The organism is Butyrivibrio proteoclasticus B316 (assembly GCF_000145035.1).
GTDB lineage: Bacteria > Bacillota > Clostridia > Lachnospirales > Lachnospiraceae > Butyrivibrio > Butyrivibrio proteoclasticus.
Genome location: NC_014387.1, coordinates 97,387 through 121,768, shown reverse-complemented (window position 1 = coordinate 121,768; position 24,382 = coordinate 97,387). Strand labels below are relative to the sequence as shown.

General features: G+C 40.9%; 19 protein-coding genes and 6 tRNA genes. 1 reads left to right on the top strand and 24 read right to left on the bottom strand.

The window, feature by feature from the left end:
• Nucleotides 1–15: 15 nt before the first annotated feature.
• The 7 genes from hprK to ftsH all read right to left on the bottom strand — a co-directional run bounded on the left by hprK (nucleotide 16) and on the right by ftsH (nucleotide 9,911).
• The gene (gene hprK, locus BPR_RS00550) at nucleotides 16–963 is read right to left on the bottom strand and encodes an HPr(Ser) kinase/phosphatase (protein WP_013279509.1); all 948 of its coding nucleotides are present in this window, start codon (nucleotides 961–963) and stop codon (nucleotides 16–18) included.
• Nucleotides 964–981: 18 nt separating this feature from the next.
• On the bottom strand, nucleotides 982–2,667 hold the full coding sequence (locus BPR_RS00545; RefSeq protein ID WP_013279508.1) for a vWA domain-containing protein: 1,686 nt from the start codon (nucleotides 2,665–2,667) through the stop codon (nucleotides 982–984).
• 56 nt (nucleotides 2,668–2,723) lie between these two features.
• Nucleotides 2,724–3,422 (bottom strand): hypothetical protein, encoded by a 699-nt coding sequence (locus tag BPR_RS00540; protein WP_013279507.1) that lies wholly within the window; start codon nucleotides 3,420–3,422, stop codon nucleotides 2,724–2,726.
• On the bottom strand, nucleotides 3,419–3,874 hold the full coding sequence (locus BPR_RS00535; RefSeq protein ID WP_013279506.1) for a hypothetical protein: 456 nt from the start codon (nucleotides 3,872–3,874) through the stop codon (nucleotides 3,419–3,421). Before BPR_RS00535 ends, BPR_RS00540 begins: the two co-directional genes overlap by 4 nt.
• 49 nt (nucleotides 3,875–3,923) lie before the next feature.
• Complete coding sequence (locus BPR_RS00530) at nucleotides 3,924–5,594, bottom strand: hypothetical protein (protein ID WP_013279505.1); 1,671 nt, start codon at nucleotides 5,592–5,594, stop codon at nucleotides 3,924–3,926.
• 99 nt (nucleotides 5,595–5,693) lie between these two features.
• Nucleotides 5,694–7,565, bottom strand: a complete 1,872-nt coding sequence (gene uvrC, locus BPR_RS00525) for an excinuclease ABC subunit UvrC (RefSeq protein WP_013279504.1) — start codon at nucleotides 7,563–7,565, stop codon at nucleotides 5,694–5,696.
• Nucleotides 7,566–7,640: 75 nt separating this feature from the next.
• Complete coding sequence (ftsH, locus tag BPR_RS00520; protein ID WP_013279503.1) at nucleotides 7,641–9,911, bottom strand: ATP-dependent zinc metalloprotease FtsH; 2,271 nt, start codon at nucleotides 9,909–9,911, stop codon at nucleotides 7,641–7,643.
• Nucleotides 9,912–10,204: 293 nt separating this feature from the next.
• Here ftsH and BPR_RS00515 point away from each other — a divergent pair, with 293 nt between their 5' ends.
• A complete protein-coding gene (locus BPR_RS00515; RefSeq protein WP_013279502.1) occupies nucleotides 10,205–11,815 on the top strand; it encodes a CTP synthase in 1,611 nt (536 codons plus the stop codon).
• A 99-nt stretch (nucleotides 11,816–11,914) separates the two neighbouring features.
• Here BPR_RS00515 and pckA read toward each other — a convergent pair whose 3' ends face one another.
• From pckA to BPR_RS00430, 17 genes are all read right to left on the bottom strand, one after another.
• Complete coding sequence (gene pckA / locus BPR_RS00510) at nucleotides 11,915–13,528, bottom strand: phosphoenolpyruvate carboxykinase (ATP) (protein ID WP_013279501.1); 1,614 nt, start codon at nucleotides 13,526–13,528, stop codon at nucleotides 11,915–11,917.
• 229 nt (nucleotides 13,529–13,757) lie between these two features.
• The gene (locus BPR_RS00505; protein WP_013279500.1) at nucleotides 13,758–15,122 is read right to left on the bottom strand and encodes a glycoside hydrolase family 27 protein; all 1,365 of its coding nucleotides are present in this window, start codon (nucleotides 15,120–15,122) and stop codon (nucleotides 13,758–13,760) included.
• Between the two features lie 20 nt (nucleotides 15,123–15,142).
• The gene (rsmI, locus tag BPR_RS00500) at nucleotides 15,143–15,991 is read right to left on the bottom strand and encodes a 16S rRNA (cytidine(1402)-2'-O)-methyltransferase (protein WP_013279499.1); all 849 of its coding nucleotides are present in this window, start codon (nucleotides 15,989–15,991) and stop codon (nucleotides 15,143–15,145) included.
• Between the two features lie 35 nt (nucleotides 15,992–16,026).
• Nucleotides 16,027–16,671 (bottom strand): tRNA1(Val) (adenine(37)-N6)-methyltransferase, encoded by a 645-nt coding sequence (locus BPR_RS00495; protein WP_013279498.1) that lies wholly within the window; start codon nucleotides 16,669–16,671, stop codon nucleotides 16,027–16,029.
• 82 nt (nucleotides 16,672–16,753) lie between these two features.
• Nucleotides 16,754–17,686: a PSP1 domain-containing protein gene (locus BPR_RS00490; RefSeq protein WP_013279497.1), complete on the bottom strand. Its 933-nt coding sequence runs from the start codon at nucleotides 17,684–17,686 to the stop codon at nucleotides 16,754–16,756.
• Nucleotides 17,683–18,729, bottom strand: a complete 1,047-nt coding sequence (locus tag BPR_RS00485; RefSeq protein WP_013279496.1) for a DNA polymerase III subunit — start codon at nucleotides 18,727–18,729, stop codon at nucleotides 17,683–17,685. Before BPR_RS00485 ends, BPR_RS00490 begins: the two co-directional genes overlap by 4 nt.
• A gap of 109 nt (nucleotides 18,730–18,838) precedes the next feature.
• Nucleotides 18,839–19,279, bottom strand: a complete 441-nt coding sequence (locus BPR_RS00480; RefSeq protein WP_013279495.1) for a YaaR family protein — start codon at nucleotides 19,277–19,279, stop codon at nucleotides 18,839–18,841.
• Between the two features lie 183 nt (nucleotides 19,280–19,462).
• A complete protein-coding gene (locus BPR_RS00475) occupies nucleotides 19,463–20,053 on the bottom strand; it encodes a nucleoside/nucleotide kinase family protein (RefSeq protein WP_013279494.1) in 591 nt (196 codons plus the stop codon).
• 99 nt (nucleotides 20,054–20,152) lie between these two features.
• A complete protein-coding gene (gene pyk, locus BPR_RS00470; protein ID WP_013279493.1) occupies nucleotides 20,153–21,562 on the bottom strand; it encodes a pyruvate kinase in 1,410 nt (469 codons plus the stop codon).
• Nucleotides 21,544–23,052, bottom strand: coding sequence for an aminotransferase class I/II-fold pyridoxal phosphate-dependent enzyme (locus BPR_RS00465; protein WP_013279492.1), 1,509 nt, complete (start codon nucleotides 23,050–23,052; stop codon nucleotides 21,544–21,546). The genes pyk and BPR_RS00465 overlap by 19 nt, the downstream gene beginning before the upstream one ends.
• Nucleotides 23,045–23,644: an HD domain-containing protein gene (locus BPR_RS00460; protein ID WP_013279491.1), complete on the bottom strand. Its 600-nt coding sequence runs from the start codon at nucleotides 23,642–23,644 to the stop codon at nucleotides 23,045–23,047. The genes BPR_RS00465 and BPR_RS00460 overlap by 8 nt, the downstream gene beginning before the upstream one ends.
• A gap of 141 nt (nucleotides 23,645–23,785) precedes the next feature.
• Nucleotides 23,786–23,858, bottom strand: a tRNA-Phe gene (locus BPR_RS00455).
• A gap of 6 nt (nucleotides 23,859–23,864) precedes the next feature.
• A tRNA-Met gene (locus tag BPR_RS00450) sits at nucleotides 23,865–23,938 on the bottom strand.
• 66 nt (nucleotides 23,939–24,004) lie between these two features.
• Nucleotides 24,005–24,086, bottom strand: a tRNA-Tyr gene (locus tag BPR_RS00445).
• 6 nt (nucleotides 24,087–24,092) lie between these two features.
• Nucleotides 24,093–24,165: transfer RNA gene (locus BPR_RS00440), tRNA-Thr, on the bottom strand.
• Nucleotides 24,166–24,195: 30 nt separating this feature from the next.
• Nucleotides 24,196–24,268, bottom strand: a tRNA-Val gene (locus BPR_RS00435).
• 34 nt (nucleotides 24,269–24,302) lie between these two features.
• Nucleotides 24,303–24,376: transfer RNA gene (locus tag BPR_RS00430), tRNA-Asp, on the bottom strand.
• Nucleotides 24,377–24,382 lie beyond the last annotated feature (6 nt).

The following is a 24,382-nucleotide window of genomic DNA, read 5'->3' as shown; positions in this document are numbered from 1 at the left end:
CTCCTTTATATATAATTACTCATCATCCTCATCATCGCTACGTCTGCGAGCAAGAGAATTCTGAACTCTGTTATAAAGCTCCTGAGCTGCATTATAGCCCATAGCTTTCTGTCTGTGGTTAACAGCTGCAGATTCGCAGATAACCGCAAGGTTTCTACCCGGGCGGATAGGAATACGGTGACATACTATCTTATTCCCAAGATATTCTGTGTATTCCTCCTCAAGTCCGAGTCTGTCATACTCTTTGTCCTTGTCCCAGTCTTCAAGTTTAATAACAAGGTCGATTGTCTGAGTCTCTCTTACGCTTGATACACCGTAAAGAGTCTTAACATCGATGATACCAACGCCTCTCATCTCAATAAAGTGCTTGGTAATGTCAGGTGCTGTTCCGATAAGAGTCTCTTCACTTACTCTTCTGAGTTCTACAACATCATCAGATACGAGACGATGTCCTCTCTTAATGAGCTCTATGGCTGTCTCTGACTTACCGATTCCGCTCTCACCTGTAATAAGAACTCCGACACCATAGATATCTACAAGAACACCATGAATAGAAATGCATGGAGCAAGTTTAACATTGAGCCATCTGATAATTTCTGCCATAAATGCAGAAGTTGATTTCTTGGTAATGAGTACCGGCACCTTCTCCTCTATAGCTATCTTTATGAAAAGAGGATCCGGAGTAAGTTCCCTACAGAATACCACGCCAGGAATATCGAAGGAAAGAAACTCTCTGTACATATCTTCCTTCTTTTCCTCCGGGAATGACTCCATGTAGGTATATTCAACAAATCCGATTACCTGAAGTCTTGTAGCTTCGAAATGTTCAAAATATCCTGCCAGCTGAAGGGCCGGTCTGTTGATATCAGGCTGACTGATCCTGATCTTCTTGATATCAAGTTCAGGGGTCAGATTCTCAAGCTTCATTTTCTCAATGATAGTTTTAAGACTTACGCTTGCCATACATTCCTCCTTATACCATCACATATTTACATTAAAGAGATTTCTAAGTTCATTGACGATATCTTCTGTATCAGCGTCAATGCATACTGCTTCATTGATTTCTGAAAGAGCCTTAAGGTCTTCTTTATCAGAATCAGTCATCTCATAACCTATAGTATATACCGAAATTCCAAGTCCACCAACTATTGGTGTAATTCTTTTAAGTTCAAAGCCGGCATTCTGTGCTCCGTCTGAAAGAACAAAGAGCATCATGTTTGCATCCGGAACTTCCTTGCTCTTTTCCATGAGCATCTGCATTCCGACAAGAACTGCGTCGTAAGTAGCTGTCTGACCGCCAACATCAAGATCTTTTACCGCTCCACTAAAGTAAGCTCTCTGCTTATTGTCGAACTGAGCAATCGGAAGATTGATATAAACTTTATCACTATAGCTTACAAGTCCGATATAGCTGCTGGAATCAATGTACTGCATTGTGCTGAGCAGTGAATTCTTGAGGGACTTGATCCTTGTTCCGTTCATAGAACCGGAAATATCTGTAACAAATACTGCGATAGTAGGACGAGTACCATTCTTGTTGGTCTTCCATACCTTCTGAGCTGATAAGAAGTCACTACCTGTCATTCCATAGTCTTCTGAAACATAGTCTTCATGAAGGTTAAATCCTCTTTCTGTAGCCATTGACTGACTATCTGAAGTGAGGCAAAAATCAACAAACATCTTGGCAGCTTCCAATTCATCTTCGTCTGTCCAAGGGAAAGCATAAACCGGGTGATCATGACGAACACCTGCAGGTGTGTAAACATAATTCTTGAGCTCAGGAGTGTTAATGTATGTCTGCTCCTCCATTACCATAGCATCAATGATTCCCTTAGAAGCTGACTCCTTGAGGATTGATGTTGTATAAGCTGCTGTAGGTGCATTATTCTGATACTGAACAAGCTGATCAACGGCGTTATCGGAAAGTGGATTCTCATTGTCAAAAGCGTGAAGCATTGAGCAGAGGATATTCATACCTGTTGCTGATGTATATGGGTTTGTATAGGCAAATACCATATCTCCGGCAATTGCTGCCTTGAGAACACCATCCATGGTTACTTCGCCATATTTTTCTGTATAAGAGTCATAAACTTCCTTGGACATCAGAATACCTGCAGTGTTTCCGGCAATTCTGTCTGTGAGCTTGTTAGCCTTGATTCCGTTTGCTACAAGCATTTCACCCCACATCTCATTAGATGGAATGTAAAGATCAGGCTGGTATCCGCCCTCTGTGATATAAGTAAGTGTTTCACCTGATGAAATCTTCCTGATAGAAACTGATACACTCTTGCCATTAACCGTATATCCGGCCTTATTAAACTTCTGTCCAACTGCTACAAGCCACTCATCAGGATAGGACTTTCCACTAAACTCAGATGGAGCAGCTATCTCTAAATTCAAGCTGCCATTTCCTGTAAGCATCATATCGAATGTGTCAATATCTGCAAGAGAATCAGCAACAGAAGCTTCTGCCATATCTACGTCAAGTCTTGCCGGAACTGTTGAAGGATTGATCTTCCTGTAAAAAGTTCCAAGCTCTGTTACCGCATCATCATAGCTAAGTGCATTGTTAAGTGTAGTGTTGTTTGTCACATTGTTGCTGCAGGCAGTAAGCGATAAAGCCAGCACTGCTGACAGCACCCCTTTTAAGAATTTGCTTTTTTTCATAATTTGTTACCCCTCCAATTACTATATTTTATGTCTTATTAGCTTAGGTTATATCTTCAGTCGTAGGTATGTCTGAGCGACTGTCCGATGGCATCCGCATAATCCTGGATCATTGTAACTGCATCGGTATCTTCATTCTGCTCATTAGTATATCTTGCAAGCTCTAACAGGAACTCCTTGGCGTTATTGAGGAGTTCGTTATTACTCTGAATTATCTTGTCCGCTTCTGTTGTAAACTCTCCTGATGTTTCGAGCGCTACATAGAGGTTAACGATACCTCTGCAGTTATGATATAGAGCATTTCTGGCCTGGGATATTATTTCCTTCATGCTCTCAAACTCTTTCATGTCGTTATATACGAACAGTTTGTCATTTCTCTCAACAAACTCGTCCATATCATCCATCTCTTTTAACAGGATGTTACCAACAGGAACAAAATCAACTTCCTCGTCCATAAGCTGCTTAACAAGGCCTCTAACATCCTCTTTCCTCTTACGGGCTTCTTCTTCCTCGAGAGCTTTCTGGGCTTCAGCAGCCTTTTGTGTCTCCCTTGCACTCTTCATATTACTGATAAGTGGAATAAGCGTTGTTACTGCTCCTGCTCCAAATACAGCAATTCCTGCTATCATCAGCAGTCTGAAAAGACCAATTCCTATTGAAATGATGATATCTGCTCCGTTTATTCCAACAACTACTGCCAATATCGCTCCTATAGCTAAAATAACTATTCCCGGCAGTGTACTTTTTTTCTTCATAAAATATATCCGTCTCCCTTTTCAATCATTGCCATGAGATTAACTACATCAAATGTCTTCTTCTGTTTCTGAGCAAGCTTTAACTTCTCCTGCGCGGTTACAGCACCATCTATCTGAGCATCGATAGATTTCATGTATGTCTCTATGGTTGCCTGCGCGTGCTGGATCTGCACATGACTCAGCTGAACCGACTCAGAAATCTCTCCTTGACACTCAGCATCTATTAGTTCTTCAAGTCTTTGACAATCCGACCTTGTAGCCTGTTCGAGTTTGGAAAAAGAGCCTCTGCACACCTTAAGTTGCAGCATATATGCGCTAAGAGCCTTGATGGCAGAACCTATTTCTGTCGACTTGGGTGCTATGACCATGGCATATCTTTTTTGAAGCATATCGATCTGCCTTGGATAACCTGCTATTTTCTTTTGTAACAGCTTAATTTCAAGATCTGACATTTTGATAACTGATAATGATTCCTCTCAACAATCTGTGAGATATTATATATTATTCATCGCAAATTTGCACCCATGAAACGTGAGTTTCTTTCCTGTCATAATAAACCAGATGTTCCTTCATCTCTTCATCTGTTACAAGATTGATATCATAATTACCCTTGATGTCATCGCTGCCTGCCGCGGACATTTGAGAATCTATAGTATAATATGCTTCTTCGTCCTTACTCACGTAGTATTCTGTAATATCAAAAAATGCTGAAAACCTGAACTCTTCTGCTATCCTCTTAAGCTCATCCCTATTTTCCGGAGCAAAATTTTCCATTTCCTCATCTTTTTTAAGAAGGGACATTCTTTCAACCCTGTAGTCTCTATAGGCAAGCTCCAGATTCATATTTTTATCCAGCCAGTATTTATAGTGATGCTGCCTCTCATGGTCAACTATGTGTGTAAAAGAAAAACCGCCTTCGCTCCCCGCCTCAAGAGTATCTTCTTCTGAAACGCAGAAGGCATTTCCAAATATGATCTTATCGTGTTTATCATTATCTATGGTACATTTAAATGGCACATATATATGCCCCGCTTCTTTGCCCATATTATTATAGAAAGTAAATCTTACAACGCATTTCTCTTTTCCCAGGAGGGCATAATTACAAGAACAGTCAAAATATCCAAGTTCCGTGACTAAATCAGAGAGAGCACTTGAAATCTCGGTCAGCGTGTTTCTGTTTTCCATAGGAAGTTCCATCAGATCTTCCCATATATGCACTGCTTTTTGGCAGAACTCATCGTTACAATTTGCCGGATTGTCGATTCCTTCAGTTACAGCAAAATCATCTTCTCCGGTAAGTATCCTGTTTATATCATCGTTTTCAGACATAATGTTTGGAAGCTCCGGCATAGTGACAGTCTCATTTGACATCTCTTTAATATCAAGAGTAATGCCTACTTCAACCTCTCTGCCTGTTACAGAGCCGTGTGCTGATGACTTTTCAGTAGACTCATTACCAAATACCACTATCTCTTTTAACTTATTATCATCCAGACAAAAAGAGTATCTGATATTATGGGCATATTGATATCCATGGCACCCTTTACCAAAAATATGTCTTACAAATCCAATATCGCCAGATAATGTCACGTCCAGCATATTCTTCCCTTTATCCTGGGATCTGCTGACTATAGTATCTATCCCATCGAAGTTCTCAGGAAAAATCGCTTCAACATTTATGAAAGTTTCAACGTCTTTATTGCCATCATACTGATAATATGTGGTTTTCTCGCCATTTTGCGTCTGCTTGTACTGAGAAATACTAACTTGATTAGCATAGCGCTCATTCATCGAAATACTCTTGTCAGAATTATGATTCATTATATCCTTGAAATCTCCGGAATATATTGAAAGATTGTTTTCATCATCCTGATAGTATCTGCTGTAGGTAAAATTGCCTGCCTTATATTGAGTATGATCATAATAAGTCATCGAGCCATCTTTCGATGAACACTTGCTTTTATCGTTATAGCGATAGCTTCCATCGCATACTATGTATTTTGAATAGTCAAAATCCTCTTTACAGGCTTCAAACAAACGCCTTGCTGTTGTTTCTATATCATTAACCTTATAGGTCTTATCTAAAGGATCAGCATGGCCAAATTCGCATCCGGTCAGAATTGATGCTGCAAGAGTTATCGAAAGTATAAGGCCTAAAAATGATTTTTTCATTTACTGTATTTTTCCCCGAATCCCCATTTTTATCAAGAAGCTGTTTAATTAATAAACAACTAATGGCCTATGCTCTGTTGCACAGGCCAATTTACTCCACTAGTTCTCACTGTGGAAAAAGTCGTATATCTGTCTTGCTGTGCTCTCTGGGATTTCCGGAACCTGTGACAATTCTTCTACGCTGGCATTTCTGATATCTTCTATAGACTTGAAGTTTCTCATAAGGGCTTTTCTTCTTGATGGGCCAACTCCCGGTATATCATCAAGTGAGCTCTTTACCTGAGACTTGGAGCGAAGTGATCTGTGGTATTCTATAGCAAATCTGTGAGCCTCATCCTGAATTCTGGTGATAAGCTTAAAGCCTTCTGATCTCGTATCTATAGGGAGTTCTACATTGTTATAATACAGGCCCCTTGTCCTATGGTTGTCATCCTTGACCATTCCACATACCGGAATATGGATGCCAAGTTCATCCAAAACCTGAAGACATATATTGACCTGACCTCGGCCACCATCCATTAAGATAAGATCAGGAAACTTGGTAAAGCTTCCGTACTGAGCATCAATGTCTCTTACCTCAAGGTCATGTCTTTCTTCTATTCCATGAAGCAGTCGCCTTGTTAGCACTTCATGCATGCAGGCGTAATCATCAGGTCCTGCAACGGACTTGATCCTGAATTTTCTGTAATCACTCTTTTTAGGCTTACCCTTTTCGTAAACCACCATGGAACCGACATTTGCAAAGCCGCTAATGTTGGAAATATCATAGGCTTCCATTCTGTTAAGTCCCTTGATTCCAAGAAGGTTCTCAATCTCTTTAACCGCTCCGATTGTTCTTCCTTCTTCTCTCTTAATTCTTTCTTTATCCTTGGAAAGAACCAGCTCTGCATTCTGCGCAGCAAGTTCCATGAGTTTCTCTTTCTGTCCTCTCTCAGGAACAGTAATATATACTCTGCTGCCCTTTCTCTGAGTCAGCCATTTCTCGATGATCTCCATGTCCTCTATTGGCTCAGGAAGCATCAGCTCTCTTGGTATAAATGGAGTTCCGGCATAGAACTGTTTAACAAAGTTAAGAAGTATCTCTGCCTGCGGGTTTTCTGATACATGTGTCATATAGAAATGCTCTCTTCCAATGAGCCTTCCATCTCTTACAAAGAAAACCTGAACTACTGCATCTTTATCATCCGATGCTATTGCCACAATATCTTTATCCTCCATAGAGGAGTCTGTCATCTTCTGTTTCTGGGCAACCACTTTGACGCTAGAGAGAAGGTCTCTGTACTTGGCTGCATTTTCAAAATCAAGTTCTTCGGAAGCAGCTTCCATCTTATCCTGCAGGTCTTTGATGATCACTGTATAGTTGCCGTTTAAAAAATCCAGTGCGCCATCAATTCTCTTTCTGTACTCTTCCTTGGAAATAGCGCCGGTGCAAGGGCCGCAACACTGCTTCATATGATAGTTGAGGCATGGTCTCTCAAGGCCTATATCTCTTGGAAGCACTCTGTTACAGGTCCTGAGCCCATATATCTTATTGATCAGGTCAATTGTGTCTTTAACAGCAGCTGCGCTGGTAAAAGGTCCGAAGTATCTGGACTTGTCTTTTTTCATAAGTCGGGAAAAGAGAACTCTTGGATAATCTTCTGATACGGTCACTTTAATATATGGATAGGTCTTATCATCTTTGAGAAGTGTGTTGTATCGCGGCGAATTCTCTTTTATCAGGTTGTTCTCCAAAACAAGAGCCTCAAGTTCAGAGTCAGTTACGATATATTCAAAACGGGCAATCAGTTTGACCATCTGATCTATCTGAGGGCCACGTCCAATATTGGCACGAAAATAAGACCTGACACGATTGTGCAGGTTTATGGCTTTTCCAACATACATGATGGTATCATTCTCATCACGCATGATATAAACTCCGGGCTTATTGGGGAGTTTTTTAAGTTCTTCTTTTATATCAAAATTACTCATCTATACAATAATATCACACAAGCCCTGCTCACGATATTGTGAACAGGGCTCTAATGTTTTTTATTTTATAACTTATTATTTGTCAAAATCATTTGGTACATTTGAAAATCTTCCGCGATTATCATTTCCTACTTCCGGCTGATCATTGCTGTCTGAATTATCACCGGCAGGTGATGCTGTATTCTGAACACCGTCATCTGTTACCTGGGCGTCGAATATACTCTGGAACTGTCCGTATTCAGGCGCCTGACTCTGATCAGGATTCTGTGGATTTAATGATGAACCGTTATCCTGGTCAAATATCGATGGAGTGTCTGGTGTCTCTTCCTTCTTGGGAGTTTTAACTGGAACATTCTCACCAACAAGTGCTGATTCAGCTCTTGTAGCATAGATACGTCCACGCTTAGCTGCCTCAATTTCCTCTTCTGTAGGCTCAGGAATATTCTCAACCTCGCGGTATATCTTCATGAATTCCTTACCGGTAATAGTCTCTTTTTCAATAAGGAACTGAGCAATCTTGTCCATAGCATCAAGATGTTCTCTGATGATCTGTTTAGCCTTCTCGTAGCACTCTGCAAGGAGCTTCTGAACTTCTGCATCTACAAGAGTTGCTGTCTCATCACTGCAATTGAGAACTCTGTTGCCATCAAGGTATCTGTTCTGAACTGACTCAAGCTGCATAAGTCCAAATCTGTCGCTCATACCAAACATTGTGATCATGCTGCGAGCCATTGATGTGGCTTTCTCGATATCATTCTCAGCACCGGTTGTAACAGTGTTGAAAATAACTTCTTCTGCTGCTCTTCCGCCAAGAGATACGATAATGTCATCAATGATCTCATCTTTGGTCTGAAGGTATTTCTCATCTTCAGGAACCTGCATAACATATCCCAATGCTCCCATAGTTCTGGGAACAATTGTAATTTTCTGTACCGGCTCTGTATTCTTCTGAACGGCGCTGATAAGTGCATGTCCAACTTCGTGATAAGAAACGATCTTGCGTTCTTCCTTGCTAAGGATTCGGTCTTTCTTTTCCTTACCAACAAGAACCTGCTCAACAGCTTCCATAAGATCCTGCTGACATACATACTCACGATGAGCCTTAACCGCATTGATTGCAGCCTCGTTGATCATGTTGGCAAGATCAGAACCAACTGCTCCGCTTGTAGCAAGGGCAATTCCCTTAAGATCAACAGTTTCATCCATCTTAACATCCTTGGAATGAACCTTGAGGATTTCCTCACGGCCCTTGAGATCAGGCTTGTCAACTATGATCCTTCTGTCAAAACGTCCTGGTCTAAGAAGGGCTTTATCAAGGATTTCAGGTCTGTTGGTTGCTCCAAGTATAAGAACACCCTTTGAAGAATCAAATCCGTCCATCTCAGACAAAAGCTGGTTAAGAGTCTGCTCTCTTTCCTCATTGCCGCCACCGTACTTACTGTCACGGCTACGTCCGATAGCATCAATCTCATCTATGAAAATAATACATGGCGCATTCTTACTTGCCTCGCTAAAGAGATCACGTACTCGGCTGGCACCTACACCAACATAGAGCTCAATGAAATCTGATCCTGCAAGGGAATAAAAAGGAACATGCGCTTCTCCTGCTACAGCCTTGGCAAGAAGTGTCTTACCTGTTCCTGGAGGGCCCACAAGAAGTGCTCCCTTTGGAAGCTTGGCACCAATCTTGGCATACTTGGCAGGATTGTGAAGGAAGTCTACAACTTCAACAAGTGACTCTTTTGCCTCATCTTCGCCAGCTACGTCCTTGAAAGTAACACCTGTTTCCTTCTGGACGTAGATCTTGGCATTGCTCTTACCTACGCTAAGAGGACCTCCGCCTCTTCCCATCTTCCTGAAGATCAGTGAAAGAATGAGCCACATAAGTAATATAGGAGCTACATAATATAAGAAGAATGAAAGAATGACACCTGAATTATCCGGCACTTCGCTGCTGACTGTGACACCTGCCTCAATCATGCGCTGCGTCAGATCGCTGTCATCCTCTGCCTTTCCTGTGTAATAGGTCATTGTGCCAACGCCGCCCCAGGTAGTTACAAGACTTGGTCTTCCTCCCTGTACTTTGTCAGCATCTTCCTTTAATGTAATATTGATCCTGTCGTCAGTAATAACTATACTATCGACTCTACCTTCATCCACAGCCTGTATAAACTGTGTATAAGTCCATTCCTGATTAGTATTTTCTGAGAAGGCACGAAGGAAATATGTCATGCAGATCATGGTAACAAGAGCTGCAACCAGTAACAATATTATATTCTGCCTTCTGGGTGAATTTGATCCATCACCAAGTGGATTATTATTTCTTTGATTTTGATTATTATCCATACCTTTTTTCCGTTTCTTACATTATAATTATTAATGTTATGATAATTGAGCGTTTTAGTCAAACCTCTATTAGCAATATAAAGCCCGATATTATCTAATATTTGTTTCTTTCGCAAAATTGTATCGCGTACAATATATTTTTTCAAGTTGATAATTCTAAAAGATTTATAAATATTTTTCCAAAATTACCTAGATTTTCTATCCTATAATATATATAATAGGATTTTGTTTTGAAGTAACAATTCTACAAATTCATAAAGTATCTCGTCAATTATCAGGAGGAAATCATTAAAATGGCAGTTAAGTACATTTTCGTTACTGGCGGCGTTGTATCCGGACTTGGCAAGGGTATAACAGCAGCATCACTAGGAAGACTACTCAAGGCTCGTGGCTATAAGGTTACGATGCAGAAGTTCGACCCCTATATTAACATTGACCCCGGAACTATGAACCCTGTTCAGCACGGAGAGGTATTCGTGACTGAAGATGGTACTGAAACTGACCTCGATCTTGGTCACTACGAAAGATTTATTGACGAGAATCTAGATAAAAATTCTAACGTTACAACCGGTAAAATTTACTGGTCCGTTCTTCAGAAAGAGCGCCGCGGAGATTATGGCGGACGCACCGTGCAGGTAATCCCTCACATCACCAACGAAATAAAGAGTAAATTCTATAGAAACTTTACCGATGATGAAACGCGCATCGCAATTATTGAAGTCGGCGGAACAGTCGGAGACATCGAATCTCAGCCATTCCTTGAGGCAATCAGACAGTTCCAGCATGAGGTAGGACATGAGAACGCTATGCTTATTCTCGTTTCACTCATTCCTTATCTTCGCTGCTCTCAGGAGATCAAGACCAAGCCTACACAGTCTGCAGTTAAGACAATGCAGGGAATGGGTCTTCAGCCTGATGTTATTGTATGTCGTACAGAGATTGAACTTGATCAGGAGACCAAGGATAAGATAGCTCTTTTCTGCAACGTTCCTAGCAGTCATGTACTCAATAACCTTGATCTTGAGTACCTTTACGAAGCTCCTCTTGCAATGGAAAAAGAGCATCTGGCTCAGGTAGCATGTGAATGTCTCAATCTTAATTGCCCGGAACCTGATCTTACAGATTGGAAGGCAATGGTTGATACTCTCTACTCACTCAAGCATGAAGTTAAGGTTGCTCTTGTTGGTAAGTACACACAGCTCCACGATGCTTACATCTCTGTAGTTGAAGCTCTCAAACATGGTGGTATCTCTAATCAGACAGCAGTCGATATCAAGTGGGTTGATTCTGAGGGAGTTACTGATGAAAACGTTGATGAAATCTTCAAGGATGTAGACGGAATCATTGTTCCCGGCGGATTTGGCGACAGAGGTATCGAGGGAATGATCACTTCTATCAAATATGCGAGAGAAAACAACGTTCCATTCCTTGGACTTTGCCTTGGAATGCAGCTTGCAATAATCGAATTTGCAAGACACGTAATTGGTTATAATGATGCTCATTCAATCGAGTTTGATCCTAATACTACTCATCCTATGATAGCTCTTTTACCAGATCAGAATGGTGTTGAGGATATCGGCGGAACCCTTCGTCTTGGTTCATATCCTTGTGTACTTGATAAGGATTCCAAGGCTTATCAGCTCTTTGGTTCAGAGAATATCACTGAGCGTCATCGTCATAGATATGAGGTTAACAACGATTACAGAGCAGTTCTTGTTTCTAATGGAATGAAGCTTTGTGGCCTTTCTCCAGATGGCAGGATTGTTGAGATGATTGAGCTTCCTTCTAATCATTTCCACATGGCTACACAGGCTCATCCTGAGCTTAAGAGCAGACCAAACAGACCACATCCACTCTTTGCCGGTTTCATTGGAGCTTCACTTGAGCATGAGAAGAACCGATAAGGCTTTTCACTGAGACTACCTTGTGTAGTCTCTTTTTTTTTGCGTAAATAAAGCCCCATGGTTTGAAACCATGGGGCTTATCGTTGAAAGGAAACTAACTCAAAGCTTTGGGCCAGCTGCTACAAGAGCCTTACCTGCGTCATTGCCTTCATACTTCTTGAAGTTCTTAGTAAATCTCTCTGCAAGATCCTTAGCCTTTGTCTCCCACTCAGAAGCATCAGCATATGTATCTCTAGGATCAAGAATTGTAGGATCAACTCCTGGAAGTGATGTAGGAACTTCGAAATCGAAGATCGGGATCTTCTTAGTCTCAGCCTTGTTTACATCGCCATTAAGGATTGCATCGATGATACCACGAGTATCCTTAATAGAAATTCTCTTACCTGTGCCGTTCCAACCTGTGTTAACGAGGTAAGCCTTAGCGCCAGACTTCTGCATCTTCTTAACGAGCTCTTCGCCGTACTTTGTAGGATGAAGCTCAAGGAATGCCTGTCCGAAGCAAGCTGAGAATGTAGGTGTAGGCTCTGTGATACCTCTCTCTGTTCCAGCAAGCTTAGCTGTGAAACCTGAAAGGAAGTAGTACTGAGTCTGCTCAGGTGTAAGGATAGATACTGGAGGAAGTACTCCGAACGCATCAGCTGAAAGGAAGATAACGTTCTTAGCATCAGGACCAGCAGAAACCTTGTTAACCTTCTGAACGATATTGTTAATGTGATCAATAGGATATGATACACGTGTGTTCTCTGTAACTGACTTGTCATCAAAGTCAATCTTACCAGCAGCATCAACAGTTACGTTCTCAAGAAGAGCGTTTCTCTTGATAGCGCCATAGATATCAGGCTCAGCGTCCTTATCAAGACCGATAACCTTAGCATAGCAGCCGCCCTCGAAGTTGAATACTCCGTTGTCGTCCCAACCGTGCTCGTCATCACCGATAAGAAGTCTCTTAGGATCTGTTGAAAGAGTTGTCTTACCTGTTCCAGAAAGACCAAAGAAGATAGCTGTGTTCTTACCTTCCATATCTGTGTTAGCTGAGCAGTGCATAGAAGCCATGCCCTTAAGAGGAAGGTAATAGTTCATCATTGAGAACATACCCTTCTTCATCTCTCCGCCGTACCATGTATTGATGATAACCTGCTCACGGCTTGTAATATTAAATGCTACGCAAGTCTCTGAGTTAAGACCAAGTGCCTGATAATCATCAACCTTAGCCTTAGAAGCATTGTAAACTACGAAATCTGGCTTGAACTCAGCAAGCTCAGCATCTGAAGGCTGAATGAACATATTCTTAATGAAGTGAGCCTGCCAAGCAACCTCAACGATGAAACGAACTGCCATACGAGTGTCTTTGTTAGCTCCACAGAACGCATCAACAACAAAAAGTCTCTTGTTGCAAAGCTCTTTCTTGGCGATCTCTTTAACCTTAGCCCAAACTTCTTCGCTCATTGGGTGGTTATCGTTCTTGTACTCGTCAGATGTCCACCATACAGTGTCCTTAGAATTCTCATCCATAACGATGTACTTATCTTTAGGAGAACGACCTGTGTAGATACCTGTCATTACGTTAACAGCACCAAGTTCAGTGTCAACACCCTTCTCATATCCTGTAAGATCTGATTTTTTCTCTTCTTCATAAAGAAGCTCATAAGATGGGTTATGAACTATCTCGGTAGTACCTGTGATGCCATACTGGCTTAAATCGATGTTTGCCATTTTGTGACCTCTCTTCTTATAATATTTTTGTTACGAAAAATCCTATATTGCTGTTATAGACAACAATCTATGTCAGATTATTGTAATAGCGATAAACAATATACAGATAATTCGCAGATACACAAGTAAATTAGTGGGCAACTTGCGCCCGCTACTACATTTATACTACAAAGTCCAGTTTTTAACAATCTTTTTAGGGCAATTTTCTATTAAATTACTGTAAAAAAAGTTAGCTTTTGCTAAAGGTTTCCCCTGCTTCAATCTCGAAACAAACGACGCTGTGAGGCTTTAACTTTACTTCTTTTTTATCCTTGATAGTGTACCTGCTGCCTTCCCATACATCTATAGCCGGAAACTCATCTTTTGTATCAAGTCCAAGGTCCTTGAACTTGATCTTAGCCGAATTTTCTTTTTCTCCAATATTAAACACAGCAACGTAGAGCTTGCCGTCCTTGGTCTGGCTCTTCCAGATAACCATGTCATCTTTTCTGGATATTTCTCTTGCCTTCTTGCCGTGCTTATGCATATTAAGAAGCTTTTTGTTAGTTAAAAGAGATAAAGTAAACTCGTCATTATCTCTCATTTCCGCACCGATCATAAGAGGTGATCTGAAAATGCACCATAATGTCATGAGTATTTTCTGTTCATCCTCTGTAAAGTGTGTATAATGGCCCTTGTTTGCTCTCGCAGGATCATCTGAAAGTTTATGTGTTTCGTCCCCTGATGCATCCTCACAAACGCAGAGATGGCCAATTGGAAGCATATCACAATCAGGCCAGTGATCCTTACAGCCAATGCCTTCCCACGCTTTACATCTCTCAAACATTCCATAGAGAAGATCCCATTTGTCCCAGAAATCGTCGGTCATACGCCACATATTGGCATTGTCCAGAAGGAAGTCCTTCTGTTCTACTCTTGCCGGTCCGGGAGATAAAGACAAAACGATATCTCTTCCGCAGTTAGCGATAGCTTTCTTGATCATTGCGATCTCTGAAAATCCCGCACCTGGTGCCTCCGGTCCGCAGTCAATTCTGGCTATATCATCAACTTTTACATAGTCAATTCCCCATTCAGCATAGAGCTTGAATATCGAATTATAATACTCCTGCGCACCCTCACAATTTGCATCTACACCATACATATCTGTGTTCCACATGCATATTGACGCTGGATGTGCAATATCTCTTGCTGTAGCTTTGCTTCCAAGAATAGGAGTATTCCTGTGAACCGCCTGTCTCGGAACACCTCTCATAATATGGATTCCAAACTTAAGCCCCATATCGTGAATCTGCTCTGCTATAGGTCCAAATCCTTTTCCATCCCTTGCTGAAGGAAATCTGTCTGTTGCCGGCATTAGTCTGGAATACTCATCCATCTCGAGATCTGTAAACTTATGATATGCATGGGAGTCTGCTCCGGGTTCGTACCACTGAATATCACAAATAATGTACTCCCATCCAAATTCCTTGAGATTCTCTGCCATATATCTGGCATTGCCAAGTAAAATATCCTCAGTTACAGCTGCGCCATAGCAATCCCAGCTGTTCCACCCCATAGGTGGTCTTTTCGCTACATAGCTTTTTTCTTCGCTCATAACACCTCCAAATACTATATTTATTCCCCAAGTAATTCTTTATATATCTCTCTTTTACCTACGCCTCTGTCAGCAGCAACCATCTTCATAGCTTCTTTGCGAGGAATTCCCTGATCTTCATAGAATTTCATGTGATCCTCTACTGACATATCCTGCCATGATTTACGTTTTTCTTCATCCTGCTCCTCAAGGCTCTTTCCTTCTATCACCAGAACATACTCGCCTCTAGGCTCATTATCCTTGTAAAAAGAAATAGCTCTTTCTATAGTTGTTGGATTAACATCCTCAAACTTCTTGGTAAGTTCCCTGCATATAGAAATTCTTCTGTCTCCAAGACTTTCATACAGATCATCTAAAGCTGCTCTTAAATGATGCGGAGCTTCATATACTATAATAGTTCTGCTCTCATCCTTAAGGTCTTCGAGGATTCTTTTTCTGGCCTTCTTATCATCCTGCGATGGAAGAAATCCTTCAAAGCAAAATCTCCTTGTAGATAAGCCTGACAGAGTAAGTGCTGTGATGCACGCAGCAGGTCCGGGAAGCGATGTTACTGTAATTCCGGCCTTGTGGCACTCTGCAACCAGAACTTCTCCGGGGTCTGAAATCGCCGGAGTTCCTGCATCAGTAATAAGTGCGACGTTTGTTCCTTCTTGCATCTTCCCAATCAAGTATTGTGCTTTATCATACTTGTTATACTCATGATAACTTGTCATTTCAGTATGTATGTCAAAATGATTTAATAGCTTAATGCTATTTCTTGTATCCTCCGCAGCTATCAGATCAACGCTCTTTAAAGTCTCAAGAACTCTGAAAGTCATATCGTCCAAATTACCAATCGGAGTAGCACAGAGGTAAAGTTTTCCTGCCATCTATTTCTCCTCTATTTGATATATGCCTATATCCATTAGTATCCGTAAATATCGTATATTTCTCTTGTGTACTTGCCCTGCTCTTCGTAGATTATCAGCGGCTCTTCCACCGTGATCCTGGGTTTACCGCCTCTGGCCCCTTCTATCAGCACCATACTTGGTTCCTTATCCACAAAGGGATACACAAGCCTCATTCGCTTAGGCTCTACCTTGTACTCATGCATTAGAACCATTATTTCAGTCAGTCTAAATGGCCTGTGGACCATATAAAACTTACCGCCACTTTTAAGACATCTGGCTGCTGCCTTTATTACATCCTCAAGATCACATTTGATTTCATGTCTCGCAATAGCCTTAGGTCCATCCGGATTCTGCAGTCCATGTCCGCCTATCATATAAGGTGGGTTGCTTGTTACAACATCAAAAGAGGCAGCCTCAAATAATTGATCTGCCTCCTTAATGTCTCCTTGTACAATTTTCACCCTGGCCTCAAGGTCATTAAGAAGAACGCTCCTATTCGCCATTTCTGCAGAAGCTTCCTGGATCTCAAGACCAATCAGTTCTCTGGCATTTGTCTTGGCTGCCATAAGGATCGGGATGATTCCTGTGCCTGTTCCCAGATCAAGACATCTTCCCCCCTCAGGAGCATTTGCAAATCCGGACAAAAGAACTGCATCCATCCCAAAACAGAATTTATCGGGATCTTGTATGATCCTGTAGCCATTTCTCTGCAGGTCATCCAGCCTTTCATTAGGCTTTAAATCAATTGTCCCCAAGTTTAGACTTCCCTTCCTGTTTCTCTTTCTTCTCAAGAGCCTCAAGCTCTTTGATCTCTTCGTCTTCCTGAGAATTCTTTTTATTATTGTTCTTTTTCTTTTGCTTCTTTTTGATAAATTCAAGTTCCTCGAGCTTGTACTCGTGAACCTCTTTCTCATCATCTACATCAACGAGAATCTTAACTGTCTGTCTAAGAATATTGACGCTTGAAACTTCTCCCTCAAGTCCGTCATTGGCTCTGCAGAAATCGCCCACACCCGGCATTTTCCTGTTGAGTTCTTCGTAAACATCCTCTTCATTCTTGAGGCAGCACATAAGTCTTCCGCAAACACCTGATATCTTGGTTGGGTTAAGGGACAGACTCTGTTCCTTGGCCATCTTGATAGATACAGGTACAAAATCAGAAAGGTAGGAGTGGCAACAAAGTGGTCTTCCACAAATGCCGTAACCACCTATAATCTTGGTCTCATCACGAACGCCTATCTGGCGAAGCTCAATTCTGGTCTTGAAAACCGCTGCCAGATCCTTAACTAATTCTCTGAAGTCAATTCTTCCATCGGCAGTAAAGTAAAAGAGAATCTTGTTATTATCAAATGTGTATTCTGCATCAATAAGCTTCATATCAAGGTTGTGCTTTTTGATCTTCTCAAGACACACCTTGAAAGCTTCCTTTTCTTTTTCCCTGTTAGCCTTCTCCTGCTCGTCATCCTTGGTACTTGCAGTTCTAAGGACAGTCTTGAGAGGTTTAACCACCTCTTCATCTTCAATATCCTTGGGAGCAGCTACTACTGTTCCGTACTCAATTCCTCTTGCAGTCTCAACAATTACATGGTCACCCTTTTTGATTTCGTATTTACCTGGTGAAAAGTAATATATCTTGCCGGCTGTTCTAAATCTTACGCCGATAACTTTTGTCATAAGTTCTCCTTAATGCCAAGGAGCATCAGCTCCAAAGCTATATCTATATTAACATTGGAATTAATGCGATTCTTCGCTGTTTCCATATTCTTAATAATACGATTAATTCCATCATATGTACAACTGCGTGTAGCATCTCTAATATACGATATCTTATCAGTGAAAATCAAGTGATTATCTTCTTCTGTAGCCTTATACACCAGCATATCCCTAAAGAGAAACAAAAGGACGTCCATAAAGTCCTCAAGTGCCTTGGTATCTATGCCTTTCTTACTGTTCTTGTCATCTTCCTCAGAAGGAGCAAGAAGTTCATGAACTCTGTCCATCATATCATGGATTTCAAGCCCTTTTAATTTACTTACTAACTCAATAGTTCCATTTTTGAGCTCATCAAATCTTTCATTTGAAGCAAGTTCGAGTGCCTTTCCGACATTTCCTCTCGCAAAAGAAGCACATAATACCGCCTTATAGTCAACCACATGGCACTCTTCCATCAGGTATTTCCTGATAGAATCATCCTTAACAGGTTTCATTGGAAGAACTATGCATCTACTGATGATCGTCTGTAAAAAGGCATTGATATTGTTAGTGAGGATAATGATAACAATATATGAAGGCGGTTCCTCAAGTGTTTTAAGAAGTGCATTCTGCGCTGCCTGAGTCATTTTCTCGCCTTCAGGTATAATGTAAATTTTATACTCACTTTCGTACGGCTTGATAACTACATCATCACGAAGCTTCTCCCTGATGTCATCTACACCAATACTATTGGGCTTCTCATGAGTGATGGTAATTATGTCCGGATGATTATCACTTAAAGCCTGCACGCATGAATGACATTCGTTGCAGGCTTCTATATATTCGTTCTTATTCTCTCTGTGCTCACACTGCAGTGCTTTGGCAAATATCCTGGCAATATACTCTTTTCCGGAGCCATTCTCTCCCGAAATAATATATGCATGAGAAACCTTGCCTGTACTAAGCGCATTCTGCATGTGCTCTTTCATCTGATTCTGGTCTATTATGTCGGCAAAATCTGCCATTTTATATCCCCTTATCCCCAATTATCTCTACAATGCGGTATTTAGAATACTATCTCTCTTGGCTGTAATAGCTTATTCCGATTATTAAGTGGCTGATTTCTATCAACGTTCAGGTGAATATATCAAGCAAAAGACCCTGAATCTGCCCGATTTTTGCAAGAATCGCAATATTATCCTTCTCATCCTTAACAAGTTCTCTTGCAAGCTCATCAAGCTCGTCGTCCACCTGTCTGATAATACCGTAAACCCTGTGCCTTCCTTTTCTATCAAGGAAATTCTCTCTGGAAAAGACATGAGACCTTGTAACTACTTCATTCATGAAGTCTTTGATAAGGATGCGGTATCTCTGCATGTCCTTAATATCATTCTTCTTGGAAATCCTCTCACCTTGCTGAACAATATCCTGCATCATCAAATTCAGGCGTTCTGCGAGAGATGAATCTTCAAGCTTACTGGTGAGCACAAACTTAAAATCCCCACCTGCCTCCTGAACCTGTTCAGGTGCCGGTGCCTGTTGCGGCTGCGTGATATTATTTATCTTAATATCCATGCTGTGCCCTCCTGTACTCAAAAAGAATTACATCTTGCCTATGACCATACTTACAATAGCTTTTAGATTAATCACTTCTTTTTACCAGCAATGTGTTCTATATTTCAATTATAATACATTCGCTTTTCTGTATTAAATATTTATATCAGGCATTTCTATTTTGAATAGTTAGTTCTACTATGATTACTTATTATCCTGAATAAAAGATCTTATCTCTGAGATACAGCTCTGTACATCATCATTATTATTAAAACGTCTTGTAACTCCTGCCTCAGAAATCTTGTCCTCGCTAAAATCCTCTTCGTCAGCAAGAAATCTTCTGCACATCTCATCATACTTGGGATTTTCCTGCTTATCTTCTCTGTCCAAAGCCCTATGAAGCCTGATCTTAGTATCAACATTTATCAGAACCGGTGCTACTATTTCCTGGCCAAAATAATCTCTAAAGGAACAATATGACTCCAGAGTACCTATAACGAGATAGTCTCCTTTTGCAAGGTCTATCTGTCCGTCATCTACTGTAAAGTATCTCCACTCACCATACTTGGTGTGGTACGTTCTCTCCTCGATGATCTTTTCAGCATCTTTAAGTTGCTGATACTCCTGTTCATTTTTAAAATAATACTCTGCCCCATCTTTCTCGCCATCCCTCATAGGACGAGTTGTGTAAGGCACTATCTTTTTTAAACCGAGCTCTTCATCCTGAATAAGATACTTGTAAATTGTATCCTTGCCTGATGTGCTCTTTCCCATCAAAAGAAAAATCTTCCCCATTGTCTGTTACCGTTTTCTACTATTTATTCCATAAAAAGAATTAAGCACAATATTCATATCATATTGTGCATTTAATTCTAATCAGTTCTATTTATTTTATCACAGTTCTTCTACACGAATCATATTTGTTCTGCCTGGAATACCAAGTGGTACACCTGCTGTCAGAACTACCTTATCTCCTGCCTTGAGATAGCCTGCATTCTTGGCAGCATTGATAGCTTCCTTGAACAATTCATCTGCTGTATCTTCCTGTCTGATGTGAAGTGGAGCAACACCCCACATGAGGTTTGCCTGTCTGCATACAGTAGGGTTGATCGTACAAGCGATTATCTGGCAATTTGGTTTATATCTTGAAACCATACTTGCTGTAAAGCCGGACATTGTGACTGTAAGGATAGCATCTGCATTAACTTCTGCAGCAATATTACATGTAGCATGTGAAATTGCTGTTGTAGAATCTCCGGGAGCGTAATCTCTTTTACGGAGTCTTCCTACATAATCAATATCGGCCTCCGTTCTCTCAGCAATTCTAGCCATAGTCTTAACAGCTTCAACCGGATAATCTCCTGATGCTGTCTCACCAGAGAGCATGATTGCTGTTGTTCCGTCGTAAATAGCATTGGCAACGTCTGTAACCTCAGCTCTTGTTGGACGTGGATGATGTATCATAGAATCAAGCATCTGTGTAGCTGTAATAACATATTTGCCTTCAGCTTCTGCCATCTTGATCATTTCCTTCTGAACAACAGGAACATCCTCAAATGGAACTTCTACACCCATGTCACCTCTGGCAACCATGATTCCATCAGCTTCCTGAAGGATTGACTCAAGATTGTTAATACCCTGTGTGCTCTCAATCTTGGCAATAATCTTCATCTGACTGTTCTTCTCTTTAAGAATTTCTCTGATAGCTAGAACATCATCCTTAGTTCTTACAAAAGAAGCAGCAACAAAGTCAAATCCCTGCTCGCATCCAAAGATAATATCGCTCTTATCCTGTTCACTGAGGTATGGCATTGTAAGCTCTGCGCCAGGTACATTCACACCTTTTTTATCTGAAACTGGTCCTCCGTTAATTACTGTACAGATAATATCTGTATCTGTTACTTCATCAACTCTGAGTTCAATAAGTCCATCATCAAGAAGAATTGTCATGCCTTCCTTACAATCATTTGTAAGCTCTTTATATGTGATAGCAACTTCATCCTTAGTGCCCATGATATCTCTTGAAGTGAGAGTAAATCTCTGGCCTGTAACAAGTTCTTCCTTGCCATTCTCAAAATCCTTGAGTCGAATCTCAGGTCCCTTGGTATCAAGCATAACTGCGATAGGAAGTTCAAGTTCATCTCTCAGTTTCTTGATCCTGTCATATTTTCTCTTGTGCTCCTCATGAGATCCATGAGAAAAATTGAAACGAGCAACATTCATTCCTGCGAGCATTATCTCGCGGAGCTTCTCCTCACTTTCACTGGCAGGTCCGATTGTGCAAATTATTTTTGTCTTACGCATATAAATCCCTTTCTATACTCCATACCCTGATTCCTATCATCTGTGCATATGTCAGCAAGTCCCTGCACATTCATCCCCTGATCAAGGTAATGCCTTATTTCATGAATAATCTTCCCGGAAAAGACTTCTCCCGGTGCTATAAGTGGTATTCCCGGTGGATATAGATTGATAAATTCAGCCGAAACTCTGCCTTCCGCATTAACCAAACAAACAATCTCCGTATCAGAGTCCCAGGCCTCGCCCAAACTAACCGCCACCTGCGGAAGTGCATACTCCACTCTGGAGCATGTATCATTCTCATCCGTTTCCAAAGTCGTGTTTAATTTATCGTCGTTGAATTTATTATCAGATTCTCGTGCCAATCTGGCATCTATTTCCAAGACTGCACTAATGAGTCTATTAATTCCCTCATCAGTATCCCATCCAGAAATAATAGCTAGAGCATATTTATCTCCGGCCATTTCCAACTGAAGATTATATTCCTCACGAAGTATATCATATAACGACTGTCCTGTCATTGTGCCATTCACAACATAAATCACGACTTTTGAGGCATCATCTATTGCACTTTTCCCCAAAACCTTTAAAAATCGGCATTTTCTTGTGTCATTTTGAATCCGGTTTCTTAATTCAAGTAACCTGTCTACATATTTATTACCATTTTCCCGCATTTCTTTGATACATAAATCTATAGATGACATAAGTACATATGAAGGGCTGCTCGTTTGATAAATACGCAAAAACCGTTTTAACCTGCCCCTGTCTATAAGATTTCCCTGTACATGTAAAAGGGCAGTCTGCGTCATTGATGGCAGTGTTTTATGAACACTATGGATCACAATATCTGCACCCATTTGTATTGCATTCTTAGGCAGACAGCCATATTCTTCATCACTATATGTTTTAGCCCCAACAAAGCCTAAATGCGCACCGTGCGCTGCATCGACAATAAGCGGTATATTTCTTTCATGACAAGCCTTGGCTATTTTCTCTATATCTGAACACTTACCTTCATATGTTGGTGATGTTATAAATACAGCTCTGATATCATCAGTAATATTAGGTACTACATCTTCTAATGAATAACTATCGGGTATACCATAAACAGAGTCTATATAGTAAGGAAGATACTTAACCTTTAGATGCCTCAAATAGACTGCATTATAAAAAGACTTGTGGCTTCCTCTCGCTGCCAGAATTGTCTCTCCCTCATTTAAAGCAGCTGATACTGCTGATAGAACACCACTGGTACTTCCATTTACCAAAAAGTATGTCTTATCACTCCCATATAATTCATTAGCTCTATTCTCTGCATCAAGTATTATTCCTGATTCGTCATGAAGATTATCAAATCCATCAATTTCTGTTATATCACAACGAAAAGCACCCTTCATCGGGGTGCTCTCTAAGTTTCGCTTATGTCCTGGCATATGAAGCGGATACATTTCCGAATCAGCCAGCTTGATCAGTTCCTGGTACAAATCAGGCATAATTAACTCTTATCTTTCCTTTTCTAAGCTTGAGTGTTTCCAATACTGAAGAATACTTATCTGCAAGACATACTATCCAAGCCTCTCTGCATCTGGGAAGATGGCTTACTGTAAGAGGCCACATGTGCTTGTATATAATATCTTTCTCTCTCTCAGATAAAACAAAATCTCTTGTCGCATTCCTAAGTGCAATTCCCGGATGATAAAAACCGTGAAGCTTAGGATGAAGATTTCCCGGAGAATCCGCATTGTGCCAATCATACAAGAAATAGTCATGTAGCAGAGCGCCTCTAACAAGCTCTCTTTCCTTACAATGAACGCCTAAAGCTCTTCCAAGTTTGATAGCACAAAGAGCTACATGCAGGCAATGCTCATAAACTGTTACATTACCATGTTGAACAAATTCCTTAAGTCTTAAATATTCATAAGAACCAAGAATATCTGATCCATGTTTGATTATAATACTCTTGTATTCTTCATTAGCCTCTAATTGGTCTAAGACTTCCGGATTAAATGTATCAGGATCATAATCCTTAACATCCAAAAGCTTCCTAATTGCTTGTCTATCTTCATTCGTAAGCATATGATGCATACTTACTACCTCGCCCTCTCTACTCTGATTGTTTTATCTTAACATTAATATCGGAGAAAAGGATAAAAAACCTGAAAAAAGAGGATTAAGAATTATTTTTATCAATAAAAAGGGAAAAAAGAATTTAGAAAATAAAAAAGATGCCTAGAGTCGGAATCGAACCAACGACACGAGGATTTTCAGTCCTCTGCTCTACCAACTGAGCTATCTAGGCATATAGTAGCGGGGACAGGATTTGAACCTATGACCTTCGGGTTATGAGCCCGACGAGCTTCCAGACTGCTCCACCCCGCGTCATTATAAATCCGCACCTCGTACGAATTGTATGTTAATTTTCTTTGTCTAAGACAAAAAAATAAATGGATGGCGGTGGATTCGAACCACCGAAGCAATTTGCAGCAGATTTACAGTCTGTCCCCTTTGGCCACTCGGGAAGCCATCCATATAGAGCCGATGAGCGGACTCGAACCGTTAACCTGCTGATTACAAATCAGCTGCTCTGCCAATTGAGCCACATCGGCTTACACACGAATTGTGTTTTTGTTTTTGAGTGGGGCCTACAGGGCTCGAACCTGTGACCCTCTGCTTGTAAGGCAGATGCTCTCCCAGCTGAGCTAAGACCCCGTACAAACAAAATAGCCAAAATTATGAAGTTAAGCGACCCGAAGGGGGTTCGAACCCCTGACCTCCGCCGTGACAGGGCGGCGCTCTAACCAGCTGAGCCACCGGGCCATTTAT